The sequence below is a fragment of the Nocardioides sp. Soil777 genome, from assembly GCF_001428425.1.
GTDB classification, from domain to species: Bacteria; Actinomycetota; Actinomycetes; order Propionibacteriales; family Nocardioidaceae; genus Nocardioides; species Nocardioides terrigena.
Window position 1 is genome coordinate 34,912 of the sequence record NZ_LMSN01000006.1, and the last position, 26,634, is coordinate 61,545.

The 26,634-nt window shown below is 69.1% G+C and carries 26 protein-coding genes; 4 read left to right on the top strand and 22 right to left on the bottom strand.

What is annotated here, in order from left to right; genetic code table 11:
• Positions 1-42 precede the first annotated feature (42 nt).
• The 5 genes from ASG88_RS06075 to ASG88_RS22500 are packed head-to-tail and all read right to left on the bottom strand — an operon-like array spanning position 43 to position 5,746.
• The gene (locus ASG88_RS06075) at positions 43-1,593 is read right to left on the bottom strand and encodes a hypothetical protein (RefSeq protein ID WP_056886547.1); all 1,551 of its coding nucleotides are present in this window, start codon (positions 1,591-1,593) and stop codon (positions 43-45) included.
• The gene (locus ASG88_RS06080) at positions 1,583-2,302 is read right to left on the bottom strand and encodes a PEP-utilizing enzyme (RefSeq protein WP_200956372.1); all 720 of its coding nucleotides are present in this window, start codon (positions 2,300-2,302) and stop codon (positions 1,583-1,585) included. Before ASG88_RS06080 ends, ASG88_RS06075 begins: the two co-directional genes overlap by 11 nt.
• Before the next feature lie 38 nt (positions 2,303-2,340).
• Positions 2,341-3,807: a carboxyl transferase gene (locus tag ASG88_RS06085; RefSeq protein WP_056886549.1), complete on the bottom strand. Its 1,467-nt coding sequence runs from the start codon at positions 3,805-3,807 to the stop codon at positions 2,341-2,343.
• Entirely contained in the window at positions 3,804-5,228 is a 1,425-nt protein-coding gene (locus tag ASG88_RS06090) for an acetyl/propionyl/methylcrotonyl-CoA carboxylase subunit alpha (protein ID WP_082599996.1), read from the bottom strand. The genes ASG88_RS06085 and ASG88_RS06090 overlap by 4 nt, the downstream gene beginning before the upstream one ends.
• Entirely contained in the window at positions 5,228-5,746 is a 519-nt protein-coding gene (locus tag ASG88_RS22500; protein ID WP_162259817.1) for an acetyl-CoA carboxylase biotin carboxyl carrier protein, read from the bottom strand. The genes ASG88_RS06090 and ASG88_RS22500 overlap by 1 nt, the downstream gene beginning before the upstream one ends.
• A gap of 146 nt (positions 5,747-5,892) precedes the next feature.
• Between ASG88_RS22500 and ASG88_RS06095 the strand changes: the two genes are divergently transcribed.
• On the top strand, positions 5,893-6,678 hold the full coding sequence (locus ASG88_RS06095; RefSeq protein WP_162259818.1) for an SDR family NAD(P)-dependent oxidoreductase: 786 nt from the start codon (positions 5,893-5,895) through the stop codon (positions 6,676-6,678).
• A gap of 181 nt (positions 6,679-6,859) precedes the next feature.
• A complete protein-coding gene (locus tag ASG88_RS06100) occupies positions 6,860-7,540 on the top strand; it encodes a DUF1097 family protein (protein ID WP_082600000.1) in 681 nt (226 codons plus the stop codon).
• 111 nt (positions 7,541-7,651) lie between these two features.
• Here ASG88_RS06100 and ASG88_RS06105 read toward each other — a convergent pair whose 3' ends face one another.
• From ASG88_RS06105 to ASG88_RS06150, 10 genes are all read right to left on the bottom strand, one after another.
• Positions 7,652-8,341: a FadR/GntR family transcriptional regulator gene (locus ASG88_RS06105; RefSeq protein WP_056886552.1), complete on the bottom strand. Its 690-nt coding sequence runs from the start codon at positions 8,339-8,341 to the stop codon at positions 7,652-7,654.
• 237 nt (positions 8,342-8,578) lie between these two features.
• Positions 8,579-10,114, bottom strand: coding sequence for an ATP-binding protein (locus ASG88_RS06110; protein ID WP_056886553.1), 1,536 nt, complete (start codon positions 10,112-10,114; stop codon positions 8,579-8,581).
• On the bottom strand, positions 10,114-11,619 hold the full coding sequence (locus ASG88_RS06115) for an SCO6880 family protein (protein ID WP_056886554.1): 1,506 nt from the start codon (positions 11,617-11,619) through the stop codon (positions 10,114-10,116). The genes ASG88_RS06110 and ASG88_RS06115 overlap by 1 nt, the downstream gene beginning before the upstream one ends.
• Before the next feature lie 74 nt (positions 11,620-11,693).
• Positions 11,694-13,667: a type IV secretion system protein gene (locus ASG88_RS06120; RefSeq protein WP_056886555.1), complete on the bottom strand. Its 1,974-nt coding sequence runs from the start codon at positions 13,665-13,667 to the stop codon at positions 11,694-11,696.
• Positions 13,664-14,440, bottom strand: coding sequence for a hypothetical protein (locus ASG88_RS06125; protein WP_056886556.1), 777 nt, complete (start codon positions 14,438-14,440; stop codon positions 13,664-13,666). Before ASG88_RS06125 ends, ASG88_RS06120 begins: the two co-directional genes overlap by 4 nt.
• Positions 14,440-15,306 carry a hypothetical protein gene (locus tag ASG88_RS06130; RefSeq protein WP_056886557.1) on the bottom strand — a complete coding sequence of 289 codons (867 nt, stop codon included), beginning with the start codon at positions 15,304-15,306 and terminating at the stop codon, positions 14,440-14,442. The genes ASG88_RS06125 and ASG88_RS06130 overlap by 1 nt, the downstream gene beginning before the upstream one ends.
• A complete protein-coding gene (locus ASG88_RS06135; RefSeq protein ID WP_011755687.1) occupies positions 15,306-15,599 on the bottom strand; it encodes a hypothetical protein in 294 nt (97 codons plus the stop codon). Before ASG88_RS06135 ends, ASG88_RS06130 begins: the two co-directional genes overlap by 1 nt.
• A gap of 39 nt (positions 15,600-15,638) precedes the next feature.
• A complete protein-coding gene (locus ASG88_RS06140; RefSeq protein WP_056886558.1) occupies positions 15,639-16,487 on the bottom strand; it encodes a hypothetical protein in 849 nt (282 codons plus the stop codon).
• Positions 16,484-16,717, bottom strand: coding sequence for a hypothetical protein (locus tag ASG88_RS06145; RefSeq protein ID WP_056886559.1), 234 nt, complete (start codon positions 16,715-16,717; stop codon positions 16,484-16,486). The genes ASG88_RS06140 and ASG88_RS06145 overlap by 4 nt, the downstream gene beginning before the upstream one ends.
• A 49-nt stretch (positions 16,718-16,766) precedes the next feature.
• Complete coding sequence (locus ASG88_RS06150; RefSeq protein ID WP_157559588.1) at positions 16,767-17,720, bottom strand: hypothetical protein; 954 nt, start codon at positions 17,718-17,720, stop codon at positions 16,767-16,769.
• Between the two features lie 333 nt (positions 17,721-18,053).
• Here ASG88_RS06150 and ASG88_RS06155 point away from each other — a divergent pair, with 333 nt between their 5' ends.
• Both ASG88_RS06155 and ASG88_RS23465 read left to right on the top strand, forming a co-directional pair.
• Positions 18,054-18,947 carry a hypothetical protein gene (locus ASG88_RS06155; RefSeq protein WP_056886561.1) on the top strand — a complete coding sequence of 298 codons (894 nt, stop codon included), beginning with the start codon at positions 18,054-18,056 and terminating at the stop codon, positions 18,945-18,947.
• A 249-nt stretch (positions 18,948-19,196) separates the two neighbouring features.
• Complete coding sequence (locus ASG88_RS23465) at positions 19,197-20,012, top strand: hypothetical protein (RefSeq protein ID WP_200956373.1); 816 nt, start codon at positions 19,197-19,199, stop codon at positions 20,010-20,012.
• Positions 20,013-20,312: 300 nt separating this feature from the next.
• On the opposite strand, the gene ASG88_RS22965 is transcribed toward ASG88_RS23465, so the two are convergent.
• Genes ASG88_RS22965 through ASG88_RS06195 form a run of 7 tightly spaced genes read right to left on the bottom strand, consistent with a single transcriptional unit; the run spans position 20,313 to position 26,629 of the window.
• Positions 20,313-21,218: a hypothetical protein gene (locus tag ASG88_RS22965; RefSeq protein ID WP_056886562.1), complete on the bottom strand. Its 906-nt coding sequence runs from the start codon at positions 21,216-21,218 to the stop codon at positions 20,313-20,315.
• The gene (locus ASG88_RS06170; RefSeq protein ID WP_056886563.1) at positions 21,212-21,775 is read right to left on the bottom strand and encodes a hypothetical protein; all 564 of its coding nucleotides are present in this window, start codon (positions 21,773-21,775) and stop codon (positions 21,212-21,214) included. The genes ASG88_RS22965 and ASG88_RS06170 overlap by 7 nt, the downstream gene beginning before the upstream one ends.
• Positions 21,772-22,047, bottom strand: a complete 276-nt coding sequence (locus ASG88_RS06175; RefSeq protein ID WP_056886564.1) for a hypothetical protein — start codon at positions 22,045-22,047, stop codon at positions 21,772-21,774. Before ASG88_RS06175 ends, ASG88_RS06170 begins: the two co-directional genes overlap by 4 nt.
• Positions 22,048-22,069: 22 nt before the next feature.
• Positions 22,070-25,333 (bottom strand): LysM peptidoglycan-binding domain-containing protein, encoded by a 3,264-nt coding sequence (locus ASG88_RS06180; protein ID WP_056886565.1) that lies wholly within the window; start codon positions 25,331-25,333, stop codon positions 22,070-22,072.
• A complete protein-coding gene (locus tag ASG88_RS06185; protein ID WP_041547542.1) occupies positions 25,330-25,779 on the bottom strand; it encodes a pilus assembly protein TadG-related protein in 450 nt (149 codons plus the stop codon). The genes ASG88_RS06180 and ASG88_RS06185 overlap by 4 nt, the downstream gene beginning before the upstream one ends.
• A complete protein-coding gene (locus tag ASG88_RS06190; RefSeq protein WP_056886566.1) occupies positions 25,779-26,237 on the bottom strand; it encodes a TadE/TadG family type IV pilus assembly protein in 459 nt (152 codons plus the stop codon). Before ASG88_RS06190 ends, ASG88_RS06185 begins: the two co-directional genes overlap by 1 nt.
• On the bottom strand, positions 26,234-26,629 hold the full coding sequence (locus ASG88_RS06195; protein ID WP_056886567.1) for a TadE/TadG family type IV pilus assembly protein: 396 nt from the start codon (positions 26,627-26,629) through the stop codon (positions 26,234-26,236). The genes ASG88_RS06190 and ASG88_RS06195 overlap by 4 nt, the downstream gene beginning before the upstream one ends.
• Positions 26,630-26,634: the final 5 nt, after the last annotated feature.

Consider the following 26,634-nt stretch of genomic DNA (forward strand, 5'->3'; position numbering starts at 1 on the left):
CCCTTTCCAAGATCGTTCTGCGAGCCGGACCCGATGTAGCCGTCATCCCCGCAGTGCCTCGACGTCGTCACGGCGCAAGCCGGCACCCCGGTCCTTGAGCAGGCGCGAGGTGCGCTGCGTGTGCCGGTAGAGGGCATCGACGCGCGGGTCGTCGGGGTTGTCCTTGATCCACCGCTCGTCGAGGAACCGGTATTCCGGCTCGACCGGGAGTGGCCGCAGCTCACGCGCCTTGGCGTTGACCTGGTCCAGGGTCAGCTTCCCGGCGGTCGTCGTCCAGGTGGACGTCTTCTCCGGTAGGGACGTGACCCCCGCCCCGATCGGGCCGACGCCGCCACTGAGGTCGTCCTCGTTGAGCACCGAGTACGGAATGGTCGACCACATGTCACCCGGAGCACCCGAGTGCTTGCTCATCACGTAGTCGTTGCCCTGCTGTGACGACAGCGAGATGTAGCCGACCAGCTCCGCGATCAGGTCACGGCCGTACTCGTCGTTCATCAGGGGCTTGAAACGCTGCGCCCGCTCGTCCACCATCATCCACTCCGACTGGTCGTAGATGCCGGCGATGTGGAACAGGTCCTTGGCCACCCCGTAGTAGACGAGCAGCCCGGAGTCCACGAGCTGCTCACGGCTCCAGCCCGCCATGACCCCCCAGAGGTCGGCGGTCGCGGTGGCCAGCACGTCACGCTCGTGTTCGAGGAAGTCCGCGAGGGTCGACGGATTGTCCATCGCGACCGGGAGGTACCCGTCGGAGAGATAGTCCGAGGTGTAGAGGCCCACGGCCAGGACGTTGTCGTGGTCGTAGGACGGAGTCGCCTCGAAGCTGGCCCAGTCGTCCACGATGTTGAAGTGGGTGTCCTTAAGGACCACCGGGATCGTGTAGTTGTTGAAGCGCACCTTCGATGCGACGCCGTCCAGCCAGGGATAGTCACCCTCGGCGAGGTCGACGAAGTCGCGCACCAGCAGCTCTGCGTTGTCCCCGACCTTGTAGGGGCCGCTGTTGTTGATCCCCAGACGGCACTCGCAGTGGGCGAGGAACGAGTACTGGGAGAGTTGGGCCAGGAAGCGCGAGGTGGCCGTGTGCAGACGGTCCCCCGGCTTCACGTCGAACGTGTCGGCGTGGAAGACCTGGATCGTGCGTTCGGGAAGAACCTGGGCACGGTGACCCGCGTCGCTGGGCAGGACGTGGGCGTGGTTGCGGTGATAGGCGAGGTTCAGCCGCTTGGTGAAGTCCAGGACGTAGGCCACGTCCTCCAGGGCATCGGTGGCGCGCAGCAGACCCATGTCGATGAGCATCTGGCGACCTCCCAGGTAGAACTGGGAGATGATGCCGTTCTGGATGATGCCCGAGGCCGAGCTGACCTCGCGGGCGCGGTCACCCAGTTCCTCGACCGACATCGTCTCCTCCAGCTTGCGGAACAAGGAGGGGTACCGGTACCAGGCGTTCAGGTACGACATCGCGATGTAGGGGTTGACGGGGAACAGCTTGGACTCCTGCACGGTGCGCGCCGTGCACTGCCAATGGAATGCGTCGCTGTTCTTCCGGATCCACGCGTTGTGGTCGAGCAGCTGGGCGTAGGTGAGGTCAGATGGCATCGGTTTCTCCGTTCAGCACGACGACGCGCGCTCGTGTACTGGTGTCGTTCTCGGTGTAGACGTCCGCCGGTGCCTTGGAGTACTCGACCTTGACGCGATCTCCGTCCTGGAGCCCGTCAAGCTGCACATCCATCAGGCATGGCACCCCGTACTCACGGGTGAGGATGCCGAGGTGGGAGCGCACGGTGCCGCCCATGCACAGCACACCGGTGAAGTGCTCCAGGATGGGGGCAGTGAGTGTGCCACCGGAGTCGTCGATGACAGCGATGGTCCCCTCCGGCACACCCTCGGTGAGCATCTGCAGCACCGCTTCGACCGTGCTGACCAGTCGGGCGGTGCCGACGACGTCACCGGAGACTGCGAACACGTTCGCCCCGGTGCCGACGATGCGATGGCCGTCATCATCGGTCTCGGACGAGCCTGAATCGGCGATCCCCTCCGGGGCACGGTACTTCTCCGGTGCTTCGGTCAGGGAGGCCTGTGCCGACATCTCGAAGCGGTAGCCAGTGTCCAGCAAGGCGTGCTCGACCGCTTCGAAGTCCTCGGTGCGCAGCTCCAGGTCACGGTCGACGACCGCGTCATTCCAGCTCTTGCCGCTGGCGGCCCAACGCTCGGCGACGATGCGACGAAGATGGCTGTGATAGGCCTCAACGGTCGGCGTCATCGCGGGCTTCGCCCATTTCTCTGGCGCTGTTGATGTGGTGTTCATGGCCCTCCTTCGGGTCCGGGTGTGGGTGGGGTGGTTGCTCAGGGCCTGCGCAGATCCAGGTCGACGCCGGACCCGCGCACACGAAGGTGACGCGGACGCCGCATGGTCAAGGCTGTTTCGATGAGGTCCTCGGCGGCGCGGGTGTCGCGGAACACGTAGGTCGGATTGAGGCGTCCTGCTGCTCGGGTGGCCTCAAAGTCCTCGGCGGGCACCAGATAGCGGCAGAGCAGCTCCTCGTCGCTCATCTGCTCGTCGCCGAACTGGCGGCGCAGCTCCTTGAGCGTGGGCTGGGGCGGCTCCCAGGACAGATACTGCTGAGCTCGAGGCGAGGACAGGATCCGGTCCCGGACGTCCGGGTCGATCGGTGCCGGCGGGTTGCCCAGATGGCCGAGGGTGTAGATGATCACCTCGTCGGGGACCATCGAGTACCGGTCGCCAGTGACGATGTTGAGCACCGACTGGATCCCCATCAACTGCGAGAACGGCGTGGCGGAGATCGGGTGACCGAGGTCCTCGCGCACCCGGACGACCTCTTCGAGCACCTCGCCGAGGCGATCTTCCATCCCGTATTGCGCAAGCTGGGCCTTCAGTGTGCCCGTCATCCCCCCGGGGAGCTGGTGGTGGTAGGCGAACGTCGAGTACTCGTTCGGTACGCCGACCGCCCAACCCTCCTGAGCGGCGACCCGCGCGAAGTGCGTGGCGACCGGGTCGAGCCTGCTGGTGTCGAGGCTGTGCTCGTAGCCGTGCCATCGCGCGTTCTCGACCATCGACTCGGTCGAGGGCAGGGAGGGACCGTTGGCCAGGGGGCGGGAGGCGGTGTGGAAGATCCGCACCCCGGCATCCAGACCGGTCATGTAGTTCAGCGGCGCGAGTCCCACGGTGTTGTGGCAGTGGAGCTCGAGCGGCGAGTCGCCCGCCGCGTCCACCAGCGCCGGGATCAGCGTGCGGCCCCGCTCGGGAGCAAGGATGCCCGGAGCGTCCTCGACGTAAATGCCGCTGACCGTTCCCCAGGAGACCATCTCGCGCACGCGCGCGGCGAACCACTCGTCGGTATGCACCGGGCTGATCCCGAACATGATCGCCGGAACGACCTCGGCGCCCGCGTCGTGCGCGACCTGGGTCAGTCTGCGCATCTGCTCCATGTTGTAGAGGCAGTCGTAGATCCAGAACGACTGGATCCCGTGCTTGACCAGCGTGCGGACCCACAGATCCATCAACGAGTCGGGGGTGAGGCCGAACTTGGCGATGCAGTTGCTGCGAGTGCCGGCGCGAAGCCGCGAGTTCGGCATCCAGGAGCGCCACAGGTCCAGCCCCTCCCAGGGGTCCTCCCGGGAGTAGCGCATCATGCACTCGAACATCGAGCTGCCCGTCACATCGACGGTGTGGAATCCGGTGCGGTCGATGTTCTCGGCCGCAGCCTGTGCCATACCTGCCCGAATCCGCATCCCCCACAGGCTCTGCTGGCCGTCCCTGAGCGTCTGATCGACGAAGCTGACCTCGTTCATCGGTTCGGGTTCCTCTCAGTCACGGCAGGCGCCAGGCCGTTGGGCCGGCCCTCACCTTCGTCCTGGCTCCAGGAGGGAAGGAAGGTCTCCTCCAGCCACCGTGTGCTCACGGAGTTCTCGCGAACGTCAGGGTGCTGAATCAGCGCACGGTGGAGGCCGAGGGTCGTCTCGACGCCGGTCACACGGAAGTCGGCCAGCGCTGCCTCCGCCCGGGCCAGGGCCGAGGGGCGGTCCTGCGCCCACACGACGAGCTTGGCCAGCAGGGAGTCGTAGTGGGCCGGCACGGTGTAGCCGGCGAAGCAATGGGTATCCACGCGAATGCCCGGGCCGCTGGGGGCGTCCCAGGCCTCGATAAGTCCGGGGGTCGGCAGGAATCCGCGCTCGGGCGATTCCGCGTTAACGCGGAACTCGAGTGCGTGGCCATTGAGTACGACGTCGTCCTGGCCGAAGGAGAGCGGCTCGCCCGCCGCGATCCGCAACTGCTCGCGCACGATGTCCAGGCCGGTGATCATCTCCGTGACCGGATGCTCGACCTGGACGCGGGTGTTGATCTCCAAGAAGGCGAAGGTGCCCCGCTGGACGTCGACGAGGAACTCGACGGTGCCTGCGCCGACATAGCCGAGTGCCCCCATCAGCGTGCGCGCCGCCTCCCACAGGGAGGCGCGCAGGTTATCCGGGATCGCTGAGGCCGGCGCCTCCTCGGCCACCTTCTGGTAGCGACGCTGGTAGGAGCAGTCCCGGTCTCCTAGGTGGACGATGGTGCCGTGCGTGTCTCCGAGGATCTGAACTTCGACGTGCCGGGCCTGCTCGACGTAGCGCTCCACGTAGAGCCGGTCGTCTCCGAATGCAGCCAGCGCTTCGGCGCGGGCGCGTTCGACCGCCCCCGCCAGTTCGGAGATGCCTCGGACCAGCCGCATCCCGCGACCACCTCCGCCGGCAGCCGCCTTGATCAATACGGGGAGGCCAAGTTCGGCCACGAGCTCGGCCACGCGCTCGGGGTCTGACACGGCCTCGGTGCCCGCCGCAAGCGGAACGCCGAGGTCGCGCGCCAACTGTCGCGCCTCCAGCTTGTCGCCAGCTGCGCGGATGGTGTCAGCACTGGGGCCGACGAAGGTCAGACCGAACCGATCGCAGGCCTCCACCAGCTCGGGCTGCTCGGAGAGGAAGCCGTAGCCCGGATGCACGGCGTCACAGCCCGCGAGGAGGGCCGCGCCCACGATGGCGCCAACGTTGAGGTAACTCGACGTCGCGGTAGCAGGTCCAATCCCCACCACCTCGTCGGCTTCACGGACAGCCAGGCTGTCCATATCCGCGTCGGAGGCCACCGCCACCGCACGAATGCCTTCCTCGCGACAGGCCCGGATGACTCGGACGGCGATCTCACCTCGATTGGCCACCAGAACCTTGCGGAGCGTGGCCATCAGCGCTCGTCCGGCACGATGTGGAAGAGGACATGCTGCGATTGGATCTGCTCGCCGTTGGCGGCGCCGATGCGCGCCACCGTGCCGTCGACAGGCGCGGACAACGTGCTCATGAGCTTCATGACCTCGACGATGCCAAGCGGATCTCCTTGGCTCACACGCGTGTCCACCTCGACAAACGGCGGGGCTCCCGGATGGGGGGCGCGCCAGAAGATGCCCGGCGTCGGAGAAGGGACCGTCACGCTGCCCTCGGGAGCGCCGTCGTGGACCGCTGCCACCCCCTCACCACCAGCAGCACCGGGAATCTCCACGGTCCCCGATGCGGAACCGGGTGTGACCTGACTCATGCCGGCATCATCGGTCTTCGGCCTGACATGGGATGTCCTGGCGGAATCTGCACCCCCATCTTGGGCGCTGAGATGGATCTCAACATCACCATAGGAGAGGTGAATTTCGGCCCATTGGCTCTCTTCGAACGCTTGAAGCACCCTCATTGCGGTCTGATTGCCTTCCGACATGCGCCACCTCCTCGTTGTCGTGTGACTTGCGCCATAACCGACTCTAGACAGGTAGGACATCCTATGTCTAGGGTGTGATCGCAATCACTTTTCGGGGCCACCCGAGGCACCCGGCCACAACTCACACATCCAGATGGAGAAAAATGATGAGCAGACTCGAGGGCAAGGTCGCGGTCATCACCGGCGCGAGCTCTGGCATCGGCCGCGCGGCCGCGGCACGTTTCGTGGCCGAAGGAGCGCGCGTGGTCGCGGTGGGCCGCAACAAGGCCAAGTTGCAGAAACTCATCGACGAGGTCGGCAGCGAACACGTCGTCCCCGCGATCGCCGACCTCGCCGACGACACCCAGGCCAAGGCCGCGATCGAGACGGCAGTCGACCACTTCGGCCGGGTGGACATCCTCGTCAACAACGCCGGCGTCGGCTACTCGTACCAGGACGTCCGACCGGGCAGCATGAAGCCACTGGGCGAGTCCACCAGCGAGGACTGGGACGACGTGATGTCGATCAACCTCGGATCGGTCGTCAACTGCACCCGGCACGCGCTCCCCCTCTTCGTCGAGCAGGGCAGCGGCGCGATCGTCAACGTCGCCAGCATCCTGGGTCTCGTCGGCAACCCGGACGCACACGCCTACACCACCGCCAAGGGTGCGATCATCAACCTCACCCGCTCGCTGTCGACCGCCTACGCACGGCACGGCGTACGCACCAACACCGTATGCCCGGGCTACATCGAGACCCCGATGGTCGAGGCCTTCATCGACTTCCTCAACAGCGAGGAGCACCGGTACAACTGGAATCCCAGCGGACGCATGGGCTTGCCCGAGGAGATCGCGAACGCGCTCCTCTTCCTGGCCTCAGACGAAGCGTCCTACTGCAACGGAGCCGTCCTGACGGTGGACGGCGGCGCCCTCGCCGCGGCGCCCGCGGCCTGACCGAGTCTCGAAACACCCCCGGGTCGCGACGACAGGGTCACCGCGCAGGCCGAGCGAACCACGTGCGGCCGGGCCGGGCCAGCTGCCTGGCCCGGCCGTGCATGCCACATCTGGAATCGCCCCAGCAGCCGACACCCGTCGGGACCTCCGCACGGAGGACGTACGAGAAGGAGCAACACCCATGCGCGATCGTCTCAGGACAACCCTTCCGCTTGCCGTCGCGGTGGGCATCCTCGCCTTCATCTGGTGCGAGGTCTCACTAAACTTCACCTTCCACTGGGTCACCGACGGTGACCTCGGAAACGGACTCGCTCTCCCAGCGAACTTCCACCTCGTCACCCCCGCCGCGTTCGTCTCCTGGGCCATGTTCTTCGCCGCCGGCGCCGACCGAGCGGCGGCGGGCAAGGTCGCTCTCGCATCCACCATCGGCGCCGGCTGCGGTCTCGTTCTCGGGCTCATCTCACCGAAGATCGCGGATCTGCCCGACTTCTACGGGGTGGCCGTCGTGACGGCACTCATCGCGGTGTTGGTCGTTCTCGCGTCCGCGATCAGCGACTACTACTTCACTCCAGCCGTCATCGGGGGCTTCGCCGCCGTCGTCTTCTGGTGGATCGCAACCGGCCTCGACGGCTGGGCCCCCGACGGCGGCGGCGTCGGCAACAGCGTGGCCGCGCTCGGCAAGCCCGAGACCGCTGGGTCCGGCGCGTTCGGTGGCGTCATCTCCACCCCGGTCGAATGGGTCTTCGTCTCGGTCGCCGTCTCACTGCTCGCCGGCGTTCTCCTCGGGCAAGCCTCGGTGAAGCTCGCGGCTGTCCTCACTGGTCGACGGGCACGACCTGCCCAAGCCGCCGTCGAGGCCTGACCCGTATGACCCGGGCGGGGGACGCCGGGAGGCGGAAACGCCGTCCCTCGACCGGCACCACCAGGCGAGCCTTGCCGACGGGCAGAGCCCACCTCAATTGGAACAGCCCCGTCAGTCCGACTGGTTGGTCGACGCAGTACGACGAGCCCAGCGCTCGGCTTCCGCGAGGTGGATCGTGGAAGCTGCCGTCGCCAGTTCCTGATCGTGACTCTCCAGGGCCTGGAGGATGCGGCGGTGCTGCTCGAGCGTGTAGCCGTGCACGCCGCCGAGCTCACGACCGCGCTGGATCCGCGCCTTGGAGGAGCAGGTGCCGAGCGCCTCGATGAGCGTGGCGAGCGCACGGTTTTCCGTAGCCTGCATGATGATCGAGTGAAAGGTGACATCGATGGCGATGAACCCCTCGACGTTGGGGGCAGCGCTCATGGCCTCGAGCGCCGCCCGAAGGTCTCTGAGCTGATCCTCTCGGATACGGAGCGCCGCCATGCCGGTGGCACGAGGCTCGATCAAGCGACGCAACTCGAACAACTCCGCCATGGTGCCGCCGCTCATCAGGTCGATGGCGCCCGCAAGGCTTCCGAAAAGGGTGCCAGGCTCCAGGTTCGATACGAACGTCCCGTTCCCACGGCGGATCTCCAAGACCCGCGCCTCGCACAAAGCCCTGACCGCTTCACGGAGCGCGTTGCGCGAGATGTTGAGCTGGTCGGCGAGCTCATGCTCAGGCGGCAGGCGATCACCCGGGCGGTAATCGCCTGACGTTATCCGCGTGCGGATGGCCAAGATCGCCTTGTCAGCGACAGACATCCTGTGTCAGAGCTCCTTCTCCAGTCCTTAACTGGGTTGGGCCGAGCCTCCTTACCGAAGACACGAGCGCGAAGAACCATCGTACCTGGGATGTCTCCGTTCCCGCGGTGGTGGCTCCCTATCCGGAGCGCGACACGCTTCTCACCGCGAACTCCCAGAACCTGAGCGTCCGCACAGGCTCGGGGACGTTGCGTATGCTCAGGTTCGTCGCGAAACCGTCAAAATTCGCGCGAACTTCTAAAGAGCGGACTCGATGGCCTCGTTGGTGTAGTAGAGCTTCTTCTCCAGCGGGTGGAGCACCGTCTGGACCTTGTATGTGGCGTCGCCGATGCACCACAGGGCGCGGCCCTTGTCCTGCATGGCCCACCCGGACACGAGGTTCTGGGCGATCGGGCCGAGCCCGAGCATGGAGTCGAGCTCGCGGGCGACACGGGGCTTCTGAGCACCGAGGATCTTGATGTCGGCCAGCTCGAGGAGGTCCTTGGCGATCATCGCGGCCTGGGAGTCGGCGTCGCCGACCGAGAGCAGGTCGGAGGGCTTGTGGAGGTTGCAGAACTGGATGTCGCCGCCCTTGCCGGCCATGCCGCGTGAGAGCCGCAGGTCGGCGTCGAAGCTCGCCACTGCGGCGGTTCCGAGGCGCATCTGCTTCCAGACCTCGTCGCGCACCACGATGCGCAGGTCGCCTGGCTCGGCGATCTCCCGCAGACCACGCCCCCAGGAGTTCATGCACAGCAGCGCGATGCCCACGGCCTCATCGCCCAGGCCGTCGAGCCGGGAGAGGCTGAACGACTGGATCGGGGCCCGCCAGTCGACCTCGATGTTGGTGAAGTCGTCGAAGAGGCCGGCGAGGGTGCCGGTGACCAGCTCGCCGAGCGCGTTGCGCAGCAGCCGGGTCTCGTCGAGGAACTGGCGGGTGTTCGCGTATTCGCAGGCCCGGACCAGCTCCTCAGTGGGGTTGCGCAGCAGGTCCCACAGCCGCGGGATGGTCGTCTCCTGCAGGACGCTGTTGCCGGCGGCGTAGCCGGTGAGGATCGCCAGCGCGTTGCGCACGACGTCGCTCTCGTCGGGGCCGAACGGCACCCGGCGCTCCTCGTCGATCTTCATGCTGCCGACCAGGCCTCGGACCAGGACGAGCCACCGCTTGAAGATGATCGTGGCGCGGCGCTGCGCCTCCTCGGCTGAGAGCTTCTCCCACCCGTGGCCGAGCGGCCCCATGGACAGCGGGTTGACGCGGGCCCAGAAGCCGGGGGCGATGACGAAGGGTTCGACACCGAGCGCCCGGCACAGCGACTCGTACTCGTCCTTGACGTCGCCAGTGACCAGGGTGCGGTAGCCGAACGGCATCATCCGGGTGCAGAACGCCTTGGTGGTGCCGGACTTGCCACTTCCCGGCTTGGCGAACTGGAAGATGTTGGGGTTGGTCGCAGGTACGTCGTCGCGCAGCACCCAACCGAACGGGTCGCAGTAGAAGCTGCCGCCGGAGAGCTGGTCGACGCCCATCTGGGCGCCCGTCGGGGGCAGGGCCGGAGCCGACACGAAGGGCCAGAACACCGGGGCCTGGTCGCTGGTCATCCGCCAGGCCATCGCCGGGGCGGTGGCGGCGGCCCAGCCTCGGCCGCGGCGGGTGGCACCGCGGCGCGGCGCGTAGCGGAAGAGCCGGGGCTCCTTGGCCTCCGGGGCGAGCGTGGGGATCGTGGGCAGGTCGTGCCCGAAGTCGGAGAGCAGGGCAGCCATGTCGCGGCCGCCACGGCGGTTCCGGCGGGTGGTGGTCATCAGGCGTCTCCGCTCCGGGTCAGGCTCGTGCCGAGGGGGATGGTGGATGCGGCGAACCCGACGTCCTGGGCGAGGTCGAGGCGCAGCGGTGCGAACCCGGCGCGTCGGACCGAGGCGTCCAGGCGGCGCCCGAACTCGGTGATCCGCATCGACTTGGGGACGGTGACCGTGCACACGCCGTAGGGCCGGGTCAGCGAGTTGCCGCGGGCCAGCTTGGCGTCCAGGCCGCGGGCTTTGTGGGCTTCGTCGCGCTGCTTGGCGCGGGTCTTGCGGCCGAGCTTCTCGTTCATCCCCTCGGCCAGGTCGGCGGCCCACTCGGCGTTGCCGGACTGCCGGTCGGCCTTGGTCTGGGAAACGATCGGGTACGCGACGACGAACGATCGCCGCTCAGCGAACTCGCTGGGGGTGAGGATCGGTGCCAGGGCACCCATCGCGACGCCGCGGGTCGGCAGCTTGATGGTGGCGCTGACCGAGTTCCAGGCGTCGTGGCTGTAGTGCCGCACCGTGGCGTCGGCACCCGAGGGGCCGGCCATCGCCCACGGGACGTCGGCGTTGACGCTCGGGTCCTTCTCCCGCAGCGAGAGGGCCTCGACGATGCCGGCGCGGTCGCCGGGGGCGAATCCGGTCCGGCAGGCCAGCGCGAGCTCGGGGCTGGTGAGCCAGCGCACCGTCGTCATCCCCATCGGGCCGCGCAGCTGGGCCTCGATCTCGGTCATGAGCAGGTAGAGCTCGCGGCAGCGGCCCTCGAAGCCGCCCCCGGACTCTTTGGCCGACCTCGCGATCCGGGTCTCCGGGATCACGATCGTCACGAACTGCTCGGTGCGCACCGATGCCTGGGTTAGGCCGTGGGCCAGGTCGCTGTTGACGACCTCCGACAGCTCCGGGGCGTTGGGGCGGCGGTGGCGGTTGACCCACAGGTCGCGCTCGGCGCCGTCCTCGGGGACGGTGCGCACCATGAAGAGGATCTCGTCGACCTTCTCTGTGCGACCGGCGACGTCGAGCAGCCCGGCCAGCGCCTCGCCGTAGCGGGCGCGCTCCTCGGTGTCCTTCATGCCGATGCCGGGGTGCACGATCGAGGCCGTGACCGCCCAGGTCTTCATGGCGTGGTCCTCGATGATCGCTACGCGCTGCAGCTGCGAGCCGTGCGGCGGGCCGTCGTGGATCTGGACGCCCTGGAGGACCCCGGGCAGGTCCGGGGTGACGAGGTCGTCGCCGCGGCCCTGGGTGGCCTTGGCGCGGAACGAGGTCCAGCCGAACAGGCCGCCGACGGCGTACATCGTCGAGGCGAACACCCAGCCGGTGGCCGAGCGGCCGCGCACCGGGATCACGGCGATGGCCAGCAGGAACACCCAGACCAGGGCGAACAGAAACGCGGAGAACCACGCTCCGCGGCTGATTGCCCAGAACGCGGGCAGGCTGGCCAGCGCCAGGAACATCAGCTGGCCTCCGGAGAGGCCGAAGAACCAGCCGATGCGGTCGCGCTGGTAGTCGGCGTAGGTGGTCATCGTCGGCTTCCCTTCTGGTCAGTGAGGTCGGTGGGTGTCGATCGGTGCTCGAGGTGGGGCGGTCGGCGCATCGGTTACACCGCCACCGGTGGGATGCCGCCAGCTGCCGCGCCGGCGCCGCCGGCACCTCCTGCTGCTCCCCCGCCGCCGGCGGCCGGGGTCTTGGGAGCGGCGTCAGCTCCTCCGCCGCCCTGGCCGCCTGAACCGCCGCCGGGTCCGCCGCCGGTGGGCAGCGTCGGCGGGGTGGGCGGCGCAGGAGGCGTGGGCGGGGTCGGCATCGACGAGTCCTCGTCGCTCTGGTCGCCGTTCTGCGACCCGGGGTGGGTCCCGCCCTGGCCGCCGGACTGGCCACCGGACTGCCGTCCACCCAGGCCGCTGAAGTCGGGGCCGTAGGTGCTCTGGCCGACACCGGCCTGGTTGGTCTCGTCCGACATCAGCGAGGTCGCCTTCGCGCCGGCGGAGTTGATCCAGCCCATGCCGGTCGACAGGGCCTGGCCGACCGGGCCGAAGCTGCCCAGGGCGCCCTGGGTCGACTTGCTGAACCGGTCGCCTGTCGAGGCTTCGGCGCTCTGCTCGCCCGAGGAGCGGCCGTTGGCGTCGGTGCTCGACGCAGCCGACGAGCCGCCACCTGCGCCGCCGCCGCCGCTGAGCAGGCCCTGGAGGCCGCCCTGGATGGCCATGCCCTGGCGGAACGACGCGCCGCTGGGGGTGCCGGGGTCGACGAAGGCCAGGAGCTTGAACAGGGACAGCGGGGCGACGACGCTGATCAGGATCGTCATCACGGCCGGCAGCGCGGTGCCAAACGCCTTGGCGGTGTCCTCGGCCAGGTGGGCGGCGACTCCGTTGGCGAACTGCACGCCGATGCCCAGCACCATCACCATGAGCACCGGGGTGAACGCCGCGGCGTGGAACCATCGCAGCGACTTCCAAAACCAGGAGCGGGTGAACTCCGAGACCAGGCCGGCGGCCGCGAGCGGCCCGGTGGCGGTGAGCACCAGCAGGGACGCCGCGCGTGCCAGGTAGACCAGGACGTGCCCGATGGCGGCCAGCCACAGGAAGATCCCGAGGAAGGCAAGAGCGGTGGCCACGCCGGCGTCGGTGATGTCGTCGATGCCGAGTCCGCCGAGCGGGTCCCAGTCGGGCCAGGTCTGCACCTTGAGCAGCGACTTCATCAGCGCCTTGGTCAGCGCCCCGCAGGCCGCGATGATCATGACGCAGTACCCGAACCAGCAGGCGCACACCAAGACGAACTGGCCGGACCCGATGAAGGCCCGGGCGAGGCTCTTGCCCTCGCGCTTGAAGGCCGCGGCGCCGAGCTGGATCATCGCCAAGATGACCACCAGGGCCAGCGCCAGCCACAGGGTGAAGGCGTAGACGTCCTTGCCCGGACCGTCGGCGCTCAGGTCCGGAGTCAAGAACAGCTCACTGAACGTGAGCACGATGCGCAGCACGAACAGGCCGGAGTTCCAGATCGCGAGCATGGCCGCGGTCCAGGCGTCGGCCGCGGCCTTGGCGATGACGTCGCCGATGGCCTCGAACGGGTTGGGGATGTCGCCCAGCCCGGGGATGCCGCCGCCGAAGAGGTCACCGACGTTCGGCAGACCGGGGATCCCGGGCAGCCCAGGGACGCCCGAAAGCCCGGGCAGTCCGCCGATGTTGCCGCAGATCGCGTCGAGGATCCCGCAGCCGTCGGGGAGCAGATCTCCTGCGCCGTCGAGCAGGTCGCCGGCACCGTCCTTCACATCGCCGGCGGCGTCCTTGCCGCAATCGATCGGGTCTTTGGCGCAGTCGACGGCGTCGCCGCCGAGGTCGCACAGGGCGTCGGGCCCCGGGCAGCCCATCTTGAGGTTGCGGGTCGGCTGAGTGCCGCTGGTCGCCACCGGGGCGACTGGAGCGAGGTGCGCCGTGCTGGCGGCCGGCTCGCTGGCCGCTGCGGCGGGAGGCTGGAGGGTCGAGGCAGCTTCGAGGAGCGTGGTGAGCACCAGGAGCGCCAGGGCGGCGATGCCGAGGCGGCTCGCCCGGCGCACGGCGGTGATGACGGTGCTCACTGGGGAGCTCCGTTGATCCGAATCCAGCCGGCCTTCGCGAACTCGGGGGTGCCGGGCGCCACCGCCTGCGGCTGGCCCTCCGAGACCAGGTGCTCGATGTCCGTTTCGCTGCCCTGGACCAGTCGCCAGTCACCGTCGAGCCACCGCATCAGCTGGGTGCCGGCGTAGAGGCTGTCCTTGACCTGGCCGTCGGCGGTGGTGAGGGTGACGTAGCTGAGCAGGTTCACCGCGTAGTAGCCGGTGTCGAGCTGCTCGAGGGTGTAGGCGACCGGGGTGACGGCGTACGACGCGGGGGCGGGCACGTCGCCCTCCTTCGCGACGCCGGCCTGCTGGCGGCGCAGCGCGACCGCGGCACGGGAGCGCTCCTCGAATACGGCCTTGTCCTCGGGGTTGGCGTAGAGGCGGGCGACGGTGACGGCCTGGTCGTAGTCGAACCCGAGCTGTGCCTTGGCCAGCTCGACCTGCAGCGCCACGGCGCCCAGGTCGGTGGCCGGGAAGCCGGTCGGGTAGCCATTGACCTGGTCGTCGCCGGTCGGGATCACGACGCCGTCGGCCGGTGCGGTGTCCGGTGCGACCTGCTCGACCGATGCGTTCTCGACCGTCTGGCTCGAGTTGTCCCCGCCGGTGGTGTCGGGGCCGCCGGAGTCGTCGTCGGCCCGGGTGCGAGCACCGAGCCAGACGACGGTGGCCACCATGCAGGCGACCGCCACCAGGATGCCGATGCGCACCAGGGTTGCCGGCGAGTCGTCGTTGCCGGTCGTCAGGTTCTTCATCAGTGGTCCCCTTCGATGTGGTCAGGGTCAGTGGTGTCGTCGGTCGACCAGGTGCGCCAGCCGGCCTCGTGGGCGAGCTGCGTGCCAGGCCAGGTCGCGGGGGCGGGTGCGGGCGGGGCGCCGGGGGCGACCATCCAGCGGCCGCCGACCCACTGCATGCGCTCGCAGTGGGCGAAGGCGATCTGGCCTTCCTGCTTGTAGGAGGCGGTGACCTTCATCAGCACGCAGACGGTGGTCCAGTCGGGCCCGTCGGTGCCCTTCACGAGCGCGGCGGCCGGCTCGAGGGAGACCGAGGAGCTGGGGTCCTTGACCTCGCCCATTCCGGTGCTGGTCAAGAAGGCCTGGACGCTGGCGGTAATCCACCACTCGTCGGCGCGGACCCCGCCTGGCAGGGCCCAGGCGTTGTAGACCTCCGCGGCCGTGGTCAGGCTCATCGACTGCAGCACCGCGAGGTCGATCTGCGCGAGCTGCCCGATCGCGCCCTCGGGGGTGTGCGGGAACCCGGTCATCACGAACGCCGGTCCGTTCACACCGGTGCCAGCCGGGATCTTGATGACGGGCGCCTTGGCGCTGGTGGTCTCGGCCGGGAAGGCGGCGCTCTCTGGAACGGCCAGCATCGGCTCGGCCGCTACCTCGTCGCGGTGCACGGCACCTTGGGCCACCGTCGAGCGATCGGTCTCGCCGGTGGCTACGTCGGTGCTAGCGCTGGCTTTCTCGCCGATCCCGGCGACGGCCAGGTAGACCGCGTAGGCGAGGCCACCGAGCAGGAGCGCAGCCACGACGGCGGCGGCGACCAGGATTCCGAGCAGGCGGCGCCGGCCCCACTCCGTGGCGCCTTCGGCCTTCTTCGTGGCTGCGCGCCGCATCAGATGCAGCCCTTGCCGAGGATCCCGTTGAGCATGCCGGGCAGGACCAGGTAGGCGATCGCGCAGGCGAACACGACCACCACCGAGATCACCCCGACCTTGGAGGCGTGCGGCAGGGAGAACACGCGGCCGGCGATGATCGCGCCGATGGCGATCACGATGCCGAGGCCGAACAGGACGATGACGCCCCACAGCACGTAGCTGGTGATCTCGTTGGTGGGTCCGACGGCACCCGGCGGCGCCTTCGGGCAGACCTGGGCGGCCATCGGGAGGAGAGCGGTCATAACGTCCATGGGTGGACTTCCTTTCTGGGTTTGCTGACTCGGTGCGGGTCAGGCGCTTTCGCTGGTGTCGGTGGGGAGGTGGGCGGGCTCGAGCAGCTGACGGGCTGCCGAGATGAGGGGGGCCGGGACGGGCCGGGAGTCCAGGCCGTTGACCGCGAGCTCGCGGTCCTCGGGGATCTCCACGCACCGGTCCGCGACCAGGGCGCGGCGTACGGCGGGGCCGCCGGCGTGCTCGAGGCCCCGGGGCCACTTCTTGCGGCGCGGACCGCGCACGGCGAGGGTGATCTGCTCGGGCTGCCAGTGGTTGGCCAGCAGCTCCAGCGCGACCGAGGCGCGGCGCATCCCGGGGACGGTGGCGGTGGTGACCAGGACGACCTGGTCGGCGGTGCGAACGGCCTCGGCGAGCCAGCAGCCGGTGGCCAGCAGCTGGCCGGCCTCCCAGCCGACGTCGAGGATGGTCAGCTGGGTCTCGTTCTCGGCGTCGATCGGCAGGGGGACCTCGTCGACGCCGGCGAGGACCTCGCTGGCCCGCTCGAGCAGGACGTGGTCGCGCTTGCCCTGACGCCAGTCGGACGGGTGCAGGCCGAGCTCGGCGGTGCTCGCCGCGGCGAGACCAGAAGCGGTGACCGAGCAGCACTCGATCACCCGGACCGGGCCGGCGGCAGCCAGGCCGACAGCCAGGGCGACGGTGCTGGCTCCCACCGACCCGGCGCATCCGATCACAGCGATGGTGTGCTCCCCCGCGGCTGGCGACCAGTCGTCCGCGGCGGCGATGCTGCGGCCGCGGGGTCCCTTGCCGGCGCCGACGCCGGTGCGGAACTCGCCGGCGTTCACGGCGTCCCAGGCCCGCTTGAGCTCGTCGACCCCGACCGGGCGGCTTGAGGTCTGGGTGCTCACTGAGCCTCCCCGATGCCGCCGCGGCGGAACTCAAGCGCGGCTCGGACCTCAGCCGGGGTCAGGCTTGCCAGCTGTGCCTTGGCGGCCTGGACCTCGTGCAGATGGGCGACGCAACCGGTGAGCTGCTCGATCGCCTCGGTCTCGCGGCCGGCGATCGCGAACAGCTCGGCGATCTGCTGCGGCGTCCGGCTCTCGCCGTCGTCTTGGGTGTTTGTCATGGGCTTCACCACCTCCAGTCGCCTATGTGTCGTGGGGCGGTGGGAGCGATCACGGTTGCGCTCATTCGTCATGGCCGAACTTCCTCGGCGCGGCCGCGGCGAGGGCGCGCATGCTGCGCGAGCCGTGGCGACGGACGGTTGCCTCGGACACCCCGACCCGCGGCGCGACCCGGCTGGACACCTCGTTGCTCAGCAGACCGCCGTAGCCGCGGGCGAGGTTGCGGGTCTCGACCCGGTCGGCCTCGTCGACCAGGCAAAGCAGCAGGTAGCGGTCGGCCGGGCTGATCACCTGGTTCTCGCAGGCCCACGCCAGCAGCTCCAGCAGCTCCTCGGTGGCCGACGGCTCCTCCTGCTCCGGACCGGCGTCGGCGAGGATCTCGGGACGGTGGAACAAGGCGCCGGCAACCCGTTCGGTCGGCATCGCGGCGGCGCTCCACGCTCCTGCGTCGCCGTCGGCCAAATCTCCGCACGAGAAGGACTCCACGAGGGTGGTGTTCGCCCATGTGCGGTCGGCCCGGGAGACGTAGAAGAAGTCCCCGACCTCGCGGAGGACGCCGACGCGGGTGTTGACCAGGATGTTCGCGGCGACCTTGCGCAGCCGGCGCCACTTGAAGGTCCGAACCTCGATCCACAGCTGGGAGGCCACCAGCTCGTCGATCCGCTCGACGGCCGACCAGGAGCCTGCCGCGACGGGCTGGCTGTCGCGGAAGACCTCGCGGGGAGGGAGGGTGCTCAGCCAGCCGGCGAGCCGGCACGCGCCGGGCAGCAGGCACTTGGCGAGCGCGGCCGCAGCGGCGATGTCGTCGCCACCATCGGGGGCCGCCAGCATGGCCAGCGCCAGGAGGACCTCGTCAGAGGCTGCGCTGTCCACCGAGGGCAGCCAGGCCCGGAGGTCATCGAACTCCTCGACGACTCCAAGCCGTGGATCCACGGCCACCCAAGCCGGCCACTTCTGGCGGGCCTGGTCGAGCAGTTCGCTGTTGTCGTCGAGGCCGAGCTGGTCACCCACACTCATCGCACTCGCTCCCCTTTCGTCCGTGGCTGTGCACGGCAGAAAGGTCGCGAGCGGGCGTCCCCGCATCCGTCCCTCCCAACCCCCGATTTGGAGGGGGGACGCAGAGGGGGGACGCGCGTTTCCGCAGGTCAGAGGGCGTCCCCCCGAAAGTTGCAGAAACTTCTTGACCAGGGTGGTGCGGGGCCCATTTGTCGAGTTGCAGCGGACTTTTCCAACCGGCGAATGCCGACTTTCCACACCGGACTGGTAGACATTCATGACCAGCGGCCGGGTGAGCAGCTCAAGGCCCTGTCAGACTGGCGGGGTGGTTGCCGATGACCGGGGAGGACAACGGTGAAGGCGTCCGACCTCGAGCGAGAACAGGTCCTCGACTACTTCGCGGCCCAGATGGCGGACGACCCCGTGGTGCATTTGGAGAAGGTCGCCGTCGAGCGGGTCGGCTCGGTGCTGCACGACATCTGGGACGTGCACTGCAGGGGCAGTCGCTGGTGGGCGATCAGCAACTCGCTCAACTACTACTCGCAGGACGACTTCACCAGCCGCGACGTCGCGCTCACGTTTCACGTCGGGCTCATGGTTCGCATCGCCAGCCGGGAGGAGCGCCCGATCACCGATGAGGCTGCGGGACTACTTCCTCGAGCGTGGCGCCTGTGGGAGCAGGCGGTCGAGTCCCTCGACGGCGCACGCGAGGCCGAGGACTTCCAGGCGGTCGGGGTGCGACTGCGCGAGGCGATGGTCACATACGCCGGCGAAGTTGCCGACGACTCGCTCATACCCGATGGTGGCGACGCCCCCAAGGCGGCTGACGTCGTGGGCTGGACCAACCTGCTGATCGCTGATCAAGCCGAGGGTCCTTCCAGCAAGCAGCTGCGCTCGTACAGCACCAAGCTCACACGTGAGACGTGGGACTACGTCAACTGGCTGACCCACGCCAAGAACGCGATCGCCTACGACGCGCACATCGGAGTCGCGGTGGTGAGCCACTTCCTATCGATGATCACCGCCATGTGCCTGCGGGCGGCAACGGGCGCGAGGAGCCGGTGCGCGAGCTGTGGCTCTTACCGAATGGTCGCCGGTGCCTGCATCCGCTGCGGCTGGGACGACCCGGACTACGTGACGCCGGCCTCTCGGCAGCTGACCGAGGAGGAGCTTGCCGCGCGACTGGCGGAACCGTGCGTGCCCAGCTCCGACATCTCCACGTTCATGTCACCGGACGACTACCGCTAGACAGCCGGTTCCTGTCGACCGCCCAGGCGCTTGCCGGTGAGCGGACACGGGATGAGCTCTCCCCTGAGAGCCTCGCTCACAGTTTGACGAGCGCCGCCGATCGAGGGCCTGAGGGTGCGCGCTACGTCAAGCGCCCCGCCTCCTCTTCCGTGCCTGCCTCGACAGCCGCAGGCGTACGACAAATTGGGCGGCGCAAGTCGGACGGTTTTTCCATACGGTTCGCGACCCTGCTGGCCTACCGTCGAGACCATGACCGAGAACGCCACCGATCACTTGCCCGACGACCACCTCGAGGTCCGCGACCTGTCGTACGACTTCACGCGGACGCGCCAGATGTACGACCTGTTCAAGCAGTCTCTTTTCGATCCCGGCTTTGACTCTCCCGGCGACGCGCCGCCACCGGATCGCCTGGAGCTCTACATGAAGCGTCGCGCGCGCGGCGCCGGCTACGTGGCCGACTTCGTTTACACGTCGCGAGACCTCCCGGTCCGGGTCTACGGGATCCTGGTCAACCGCGGCCGCGGCTTGGAGATTGCGGAACTCGAGCTCTTCAAGCTGACTTGGCGATACGAGGATGGTGGCGACGAGGAGCGCGCTGCAACCGACCACGATCCCGGCGCTGAGCCGGGCCAGCTCATCACGAGCGATCTCCTTCGCCGCATCCCTCTTGGCAAGATTGTCGCTCGCGCTCAGGCGACTCTCGCCCAAGACGACTGGCGTAGCGAGGGCGTCACCCAGCTCGGCCTCGACGGCCGGCGAGACATCGCGGTAGAGGACCTCCTGCCCGAGGAACTCAGCGCATTGGAGACTGCTACTAGCTCCGCGGCAGGCAAGCGCCGCGGCCGACCGGGCCTACCGGACACGCTGCTCGAGGACGTAGCGCGCGCGTACCTCCAGGAAGCCGCCAACGGGCCTGGGCTAACGGGTCGGCTCGCCACGAAGTTCGGGCGCCCCGAGCCGACGGTGCGGGACTGGATCGGCACCGCACGACGGCGCGGCTTCCTGTCGCCGGGACAGCCAGGTCGGCGCGGCGCTGGCCCGGGTCCCCGCCTCGTCGACCGCTAGGAAGGCGGCACCCAGGTCACGTGACTGGGCCCGCTGTCACGCCAACCCGTGATCCCTAGGGTCTAGGTTCGCGCGTTGTCTTTATTCATCTGCGCAGGCGAGCCACCCCATGCTCTACTTCTCGCGAGCCCCAGGTGACCCGAGACGCCTGGGGCTCTTTCACGTCCAGCAGCGGCGCACGAGCATCTCAGTTCGGCGGGGCCCGGTGCCTTCGGGCCGCGCTCGGGCAGCGAACGACACAGGTCCCGCCCTGCTGTGAGGACGGGGACCTGTGTCGGTGATCGGTCGGCTAGTACAGGGTCACTGGGTCAGCACCTGGGCCTCCCCGATGCGGATCGGGAGCGGCTCGGTGGCCAGGTCGAACTCGATGCTTCCGGACTGCCCGCCACCGGTCCACTCGACCACCCAGTGACTGGCCGCGGTGACCTGGTACGCACCCTCGGGCTGGTTGGTCGACATCTTCGCGTAGCGGTGCCCGCAGGTCGGGGAGTCTTGCTTGCCGTAGTGATCGGCGTATGGCGTCCCCTTGCCGGTGCACGTCACCTTGGTTCCGTCGCCCATGTTCCACACGATGCTGGAGACGCTGGCGGTGGCGCTGACCGAGACCGGCCCTTCGCTGGCTGACGCGGTGATCGGTCCGAACGTGTCATCGGTCGGGCTGTCGACCCACATCCACACCGGCAGACCAACGAGACCAACCCGGTTGGCGCCCGACTCGGGGACGATGCCGATCGTGATCGGGTCCAGGTCCATCGATGCAATGGCCCGTTGAGCCAGCACCTCTGGATCGATGGTCACTGTGCCGTTCTCGATCCACATCAGTTCCCACGAGGACCCGGGCGGGGGGAAGTAGCAGACGTGCCAGGCGCCGTCCTCCTCGGTCTGCCCGGGCGGCGGCTCGGTCTCGTCTGCGGGGAACGCCTCTCCGACGTAGCACCCGTGAGCGCTGCTCCAAGTCGATCCTTCTGGGCCCGTGCAGGGGATCTCGTTGCCTTGGTACGAGCACGTTGACGACCCTCCATCACCAGGATCGTTGTCCTCGTCGCCATCATCGCCGGGGTCCTCGCAGACGAGCACTACCTCGCCGGTGTCCGGATTGGTCTCATAGTGGCAGTTTTGGTCGCCATCAGCGGCGGCCGGCGACGAGCCCCCAATCGTGACCAGCCATGCGGCGGCCACGATCGCGGCGAGCGCCCGGGCTAGCACGACTTGTCCCAAAGCACGTTTGAGCTGTTGACGAGCCAGCGGCCCTTCTGCTTGATCAACTCGTACTCGATCGGCACCGGGTTTCGCAGGGGGTTGCCCTCGGGGTCCTTAGGTTCGGGAACCGGCTTGCCGTCCTTCGTGCGCTCGACTCCGCTGCGGTCCTCGCAGTCGGTGATAAACACTTGCGAGCCGCGGTCGCGCGGCTCGTCGAGCAAGTGAACGTACTCCCCCGTGACCTTGCTGCCGGAGCGCTCGATTCCAGAGACGTTCTGCTGAAGGTTCAGGAACTCCTGTCCAGTTGCGACCTTGTTGAGGCGCTTGAAGTCGATGGTCGCGGCACGGAGCGCGTCGTCACGAACCTCGAGGTAGGTGATCAGTTGCGCGGCAGCCTTCTCCTCAGGAGTCATCGGGGTCGGCGAAGCGCTGGTCGGCGTTTCGGTCCGGGTTGCCGTTGGGGTGTCCTCGGCCTCGGGGTCGGTGCTGTCGTCCGAGCAGCCCGTGAGGGTCAGGGCGAGGGCGAGGGCCACTCCCCCGAGTGCGGAGTGGTGCTTCCTCATGCGGTGTCTCCTCCTGTGTTGGGCGGCGCCATGACTGATCGCTGGCTGACGTCGGTGGCAATGTGCTCGAGGTGTTCTTCGGCGGCGTCGACGAGCTCGGCCAGCGAGCCGTTGTGGGCGGGTTCGATCCCGAACCTCGTGTCGGCGTTGTAGAGCGTGCGGATGGTGTCGCGAACGAACACGTCCCGCGCGACGCGGCGGGCGTCGAGGTCGGGGCGGTCGCCGCCGGCCGCGACGTAGCGGCCGGTGAGCTCCTGGCTGAAGGTGGTCATGTGCACGTGCTCCCTTCCCGAGTCAGCTCGCGAGCCAGCCGTGGTTACTGATGATGGTCTTCGTGCGCTCCGACAGTTCCAGCGGGGCGTCGCCGTCGTCGGACCGGTTGCAGATCTCCTCGCGGAGGATCCGGTCGGCCTCGAGCTGGTCGCCCTCGGCCTTCATGACGTGGGCCAGGCACAGGCGGGTGCTCTCGCCGTCAGGGTCTGCCCGGTTGGCGACGTAGGCGGCGGAGCGGGCCTTGACCAGGTCGCCGGCGGCGAGAGCCTCGGTGACGACGATGAGGGCCACGTCGGCGATCCAGCCCGACGCCATGAGGTCGACGCGGTCGGGCTCGTTGACGAGCCAAGACCATCCCTCTTCACGCAGTTGGCTGAACGGCTTCGCCTCGCCGACCAGCTCGAGCGCGGTGCAGAGGTCGGCGACGCCTTCCGTTCCGCCCCGGGCCTGCCCGCGCTTGCGCAGCCGGAGGAAGAGGTGGAGATCGACCAGGAGACCGTCGTCGACCTGGTAGACGTTGACGCCGCGGAGTTTGGTGGCAGGGGCCTTGTCGGCGTGGGGCAGGTGGGGCTCTCCAGTGGTGGGGTTGGTGCCCAGCCACTCGCGGACGGTGTTGGTGTAGTCGCGCACCTTGCCGGGGGTGATCCCGAATGCCTCGCCGATCTCCTCGCGGGTGGCTCCATGCTTGCGGTGCATGGCCAGGTACGCGAGCAGCTCGGTGAAGTAGGGCTTGCGCTTGGCCAGCGCCTTGCCGTGGGTGCGCGCGGTGACCGGACCGAGCAGGCTGAGCCTTGGACGGTCGCAGTCGGTCGAGAACCAGTCGGCGATGTCCTGGTCGAGAGTGGGGTCGCTCTGCTCGACCTCGGCTCGGACGTGCTCGGGCACCTTCGGCGCCAGCGTCTCGAGGTCCTCCTGCACGATCGCGCTCTGCCGGATGTAGTGCTCGTCGTCGCCCTCCAGGAGGGAGGACAGTGGCTCGTCGACGGCGTCCGCTGGGGTGTTGCGCGGCAGGGTGTACTCGCGGCGCAGTGCCCCGGACTGGTCGGTGTAGGCCTCCCAGCCGTCGGTGGCGGTCTCGTCGACCGGCACGGGGACGTCCTCGGCGACCTCGCTCAGTGCGTAGACCAGGGCGCAGCCGCGGGCTTCGTCGCTGGTGAGGCCGACGGCGATGAGGTTGAGGCCGGCGTGCTCGAGGACGACGCGGCCGGTGTTCGTCATGTGCAGGACGGCGCCCGGTGTGTTGGGGCGTTCGCCGGCGACGACGATGGAGGTGGCGGACTGCCCGACGTGGCCGGTGACCAGCTGCAGCAGCTGCTCGAGGTCCTCGGGGTCTCCGGCCGCCGCGTCGAGCAACAGCATCCGGGCGGGCCAGGTGTCGTCGTCGATGCTGCCGGTGCGTGCCGTGGACACGTCGGTGTCGTGTCGCTTCGCCCGGTCGACCGTGGTGACGGCGGCCGCGAGGGCTTCCGCGGTCGCGCGTGAGCCGGCTGCTCCGGTCGGGTAGTAGCTGATCCGCTCGTCCATGGCGACGGCTTCCTCAGCGACGCCGATGCAGTCGACCTGCACGCGCCGCGCCCACGGGTTGACGGCCAGTTGCGCGGCGAGGTGGCGGGCGAAGTCCCGGCCGTAGGTCGGGTCGCCGCTGATGGTGAGGGTGGACAGCTCCTCGCAGTTGAGCAGCCACGTCTCGCCGGTGTCGCTCATGCCGATGGTGGTCAGGAGCGGGTAGGGCGGCTCGACGTTCCCTGTGTCGGGGCCGAGCTCGTTGACGGCGGTGTCCGTGCTGACGTGCCAGTGGGTCTGGTCCGGGCTGCCCACCCAGGGCGCCGGGACGGCGGCCGGCGCGCTCAGGTGCAGAGTCAGCTTGCCGTGCGCGAGTTCCACGGCGGCGAGCGGCGGCATCGTGGTGTCCTGCGCGCCGACGGCGGCCGCGAGGCGGCGCAGCGCCTCGTCCGCGAACTCCACGGTCGCCGCGGCCGCGGCACCGGTGGCGTTCAGGGTCATCTCGACCGGCGCGAGCTCCGGAGGCGGCGCGGCGATCGCGCGGCCGGGTGTCCGGTTCCGGTAGCCGGCGCGGCGGCGGGACCGCAGGGCCATGAGCAGTGCCCCGGATAGCAGGACGCCCCCGCCGGTCAGTCCGGCGAGGACCCACGGCGCGTCGAGGATCGAGTCGTCAGCGTCGTCGACCTGGTCGACGTCGGCGGCCGGTGCCGCCGGCTCCTCGGCTTGGGGCGGCGCAACATCGGGCGAGGCCGTCTCGGGCACCTCGGGCACCTCAGGCTCGTGGGCGACCGGCGGCTCCTTCTCGGCCGGCGGGTCGACGGGCCGCTGGTCCTCGGGGCTGGCGGGCGTCTCGGGCTCGACGTCGCGCGGCTGCTGGTGCCTGGTGTTGTCGTGACTGCCCCCCTGCTCGGCGCCGGGGATGTTGAGCTTCCAGCCGACGTCGATGACGTCGGGGTCGGTCAGCTGGGCCCCGCCGGGCTGGGTGATGCCGGTGGAGGCCTGGTAGATCTCGGGCCAGCGGTCAGCGTCGCCGAGCTGCTCTTGGGCGATCTCACTGAGGGTGTCGGTGGGCTGCACCGTGTAGTCGTGCGCCGGTGCCCCGCCGTTGAGCGCGGGCAGCTTGAGGACCCAACCGGGCTCGAGGAAGCTCGGCTGCGCGCCGAGGAGGTCGCGGTTGAGTTCGACGAGCTCCTTGTAGCGGGCACCGTCGCCGAAGTGGTCCTCGGCGATCGACCACAGGCTCTCCCCCGGCTTCACAGCGTGGTCGACGGTCTTGCGCTGGCGCTCCTGCTTCGTCTCGACCTTGACGTCCTGCTGGGCGGGTGCCTGGTCGGCGGCACCGGCGTTGACATGTCCCACCGTCACCGGCGCCGCGGCGGCCGTGGTGATCGTGGCTGTCTGGGCGGCGATGGGCGCGGCGATGAACAGCAGAGCGGCGAGGCCGATGAGGCCGCGTGCTGCAGCCTGCGGCCGGCCCAGGCCCGGCAGCCGGGGCGCCTGGACCTTGCGGAGCCGTGCGATGGCCTCCACGACCAGGCTCAGCGCCATGAAGGCCCACGCGACCCAGCCGATCACCTTGAACAGGCCGAGGACGAGGGTGCCGTCGTCGGGCGCCATGAGCGCATTCTTGATGCCGCCCAGGGTCGGGACGTGGTCCGGGATTGGGCTGGCACTGATCGCGAGGAATAGTGCGGGCAGCCCGAGGACGATGCCGAGTACGGCGACCAAGGCTGCGAGGCCGGTGAGCCGCTGGCCCAGGGTGGGATGGGTGGGCGTGGTCATCTCTCGATGCCTCCTTCGGCGCGGATGAGCCGCGCGGACGCCTCCCCGGTGACCTGCATCGTGTCCAGGCCGATGATCCCGAGGAACTTGCTGGTGTATGTGTCGGTGGTGGTGACGATCAGGGTGTCGCCGTCGACGACGCGGACGGTTCCCTCCACGCCGGCGGCGCGGAGATAGTCCATGGCGGCCGTCTTGGCGGCGGTGAGGTCGACGCGGAGGTCCTCGCCGCGGACTGCGGTCGAGCCCTGAACCTCCTGGGCGCCGGTGCGGGCGGCCTGGGCGGCAGCGCTGCGGGCTTGCTGCTGGGTGTGGACCTTGCCGCCGAGGTCGACGGCCATCCCGACGAGGATGATCATCGCCAGTGCTGCGGTGGCGAACCAGACGCTGATGGAGCCGCGCTCATCACGCGAGCGCCGCGTCGTGAGACTCCGGATGCGGGCGGTCATCATCGGCGCTCCCGGTAGGCGTCGACGGGGCTGCTGGCGGTGGCGGTGATCGTCCGGGTGCCGGGCAGGCCGGGGATGCTCAGGTCCGCCACGTCGACCTTGCAGGTCACGGTGGCGGTGACCTGGGCGGTGGTTCCCAGCGGGGCGTTGAAGGCCGCAGCGTTGATCGTGATGTTGGTGGTCGTGCACTGCAGGCCCTGGTCGTGCAGGCTGCTGGTGGCCGCGGACTTGCCGGAGGTGATGGCCTCGCTCTGGGTCCGCTCGATGGAGGCCGCTCGTGCCGCCTCGTAGGCGGCTGCGGCCACGGACTGCTTGGCGATCTCCACGCGGCCGCCGAGGATGATCATCGCCACGAACAGGCCGAAGGCCGGGACGCCGATCGCGGCCTCGATGGCCACCGACCCGCGCTCGTCCCGGCGCCGGCGGCGTGCGCTGGTCCGCCTCGTCTGCCTGGTCATTCGGTGAGCCTCTCGACCGGGACGCTGGCGCTCTGGGTGACGGTCACGTGCCAGCCGGGGATGACGCTCATGGACTTGCCCGTGACGGTGATCGTGGCGGTGGTCGTGGTCCGTGATCCGGAGACGCTGGTGGAGGTCATCACGTCGGAGCCTCCGGCGTCGTGGAGGAACGTGTTCGCCGTGGCCACACCGGCGTCGCGGGTGCCGTTCTCGCTGCCTGCCTCACGGGCGCCCTCCTGCGCGGCCGCGAGCGCTACCTGCTTCGCGTGGTAGTAAAGGGCGCCTTGGAGGCCGAGGAACATCAGCAGGAACAGCGCGGGCATCAGGAAGACCATCTGGATGGTCACCGACCCGCGCTCGTCCCGGCTGCGGCGGTGGAGGCTGGCGAACATGGCGG

Coding starts and splice junctions, on each gene's coding strand:
- ASG88_RS06075 (WP_056886547.1), bottom strand. CDS start 1,593: ATGCCATCTGACCTCACCTACGCCCAGCTGCTCGACCACAACGCGTGG.
- ASG88_RS06090 (WP_082599996.1), bottom strand. CDS start 5,228: ATGGCCACGCTCCGCAAGGTTCTGGTGGCCAATCGAGGTGAGATCGCC.
- ASG88_RS06125 (WP_056886556.1), bottom strand. CDS start 14,440: ATGAAGAACCTGACGACCGGCAACGACGACTCGCCGGCAACCCTGGTG.
- ASG88_RS06180 (WP_056886565.1), bottom strand. CDS start 25,333: ATGACCACGCCCACCCATCCCACCCTGGGCCAGCGGCTCACCGGCCTC.
- ASG88_RS06150 (WP_157559588.1), bottom strand. CDS start 17,720: ATGAGTGTGGGTGACCAGCTCGGCCTCGACGACAACAGCGAACTGCTC.
- ASG88_RS23465 (WP_200956373.1), top strand. CDS start 19,197: ATGACCGAGAACGCCACCGATCACTTGCCCGACGACCACCTCGAGGTC.
- ASG88_RS06135 (WP_011755687.1), bottom strand. CDS start 15,599: ATGGACGTTATGACCGCTCTCCTCCCGATGGCCGCCCAGGTCTGCCCG.
- ASG88_RS06175 (WP_056886564.1), bottom strand. CDS start 22,047: ATGACCACCTTCAGCCAGGAGCTCACCGGCCGCTACGTCGCGGCCGGC.
- ASG88_RS06170 (WP_056886563.1), bottom strand. CDS start 21,775: ATGAGGAAGCACCACTCCGCACTCGGGGGAGTGGCCCTCGCCCTCGCC.
- ASG88_RS06105 (WP_056886552.1), bottom strand. CDS start 8,341: ATGTCTGTCGCTGACAAGGCGATCTTGGCCATCCGCACGCGGATAACG.
- ASG88_RS06130 (WP_056886557.1), bottom strand. CDS start 15,306: ATGCGGCGCGCAGCCACGAAGAAGGCCGAAGGCGCCACGGAGTGGGGC.
- ASG88_RS06195 (WP_056886567.1), bottom strand. CDS start 26,629: ATGTTCGCCAGCCTCCACCGCCGCAGCCGGGACGAGCGCGGGTCGGTG.
- ASG88_RS22500 (WP_162259817.1), bottom strand. CDS start 5,746: ATGTCGGAAGGCAATCAGACCGCAATGAGGGTGCTTCAAGCGTTCGAA.
- ASG88_RS06110 (WP_056886553.1), bottom strand. CDS start 10,114: ATGACCACCACCCGCCGGAACCGCCGTGGCGGCCGCGACATGGCTGCC.
- ASG88_RS06115 (WP_056886554.1), bottom strand. CDS start 11,619: ATGACCACCTACGCCGACTACCAGCGCGACCGCATCGGCTGGTTCTTC.
- ASG88_RS06080 (WP_200956372.1), bottom strand. CDS start 2,302: ATGAACACCACATCAACAGCGCCAGAGAAATGGGCGAAGCCCGCGATG.
- ASG88_RS06100 (WP_082600000.1), top strand. CDS start 6,860: ATGCGCGATCGTCTCAGGACAACCCTTCCGCTTGCCGTCGCGGTGGGC.
- ASG88_RS06095 (WP_162259818.1), top strand. CDS start 5,893: ATGAGCAGACTCGAGGGCAAGGTCGCGGTCATCACCGGCGCGAGCTCT.
- ASG88_RS06190 (WP_056886566.1), bottom strand. CDS start 26,237: ATGACCAGGCAGACGAGGCGGACCAGCGCACGCCGCCGGCGCCGGGAC.
- ASG88_RS06185 (WP_041547542.1), bottom strand. CDS start 25,779: ATGACCGCCCGCATCCGGAGTCTCACGACGCGGCGCTCGCGTGATGAG.
- ASG88_RS06085 (WP_056886549.1), bottom strand. CDS start 3,807: ATGAACGAGGTCAGCTTCGTCGATCAGACGCTCAGGGACGGCCAGCAG.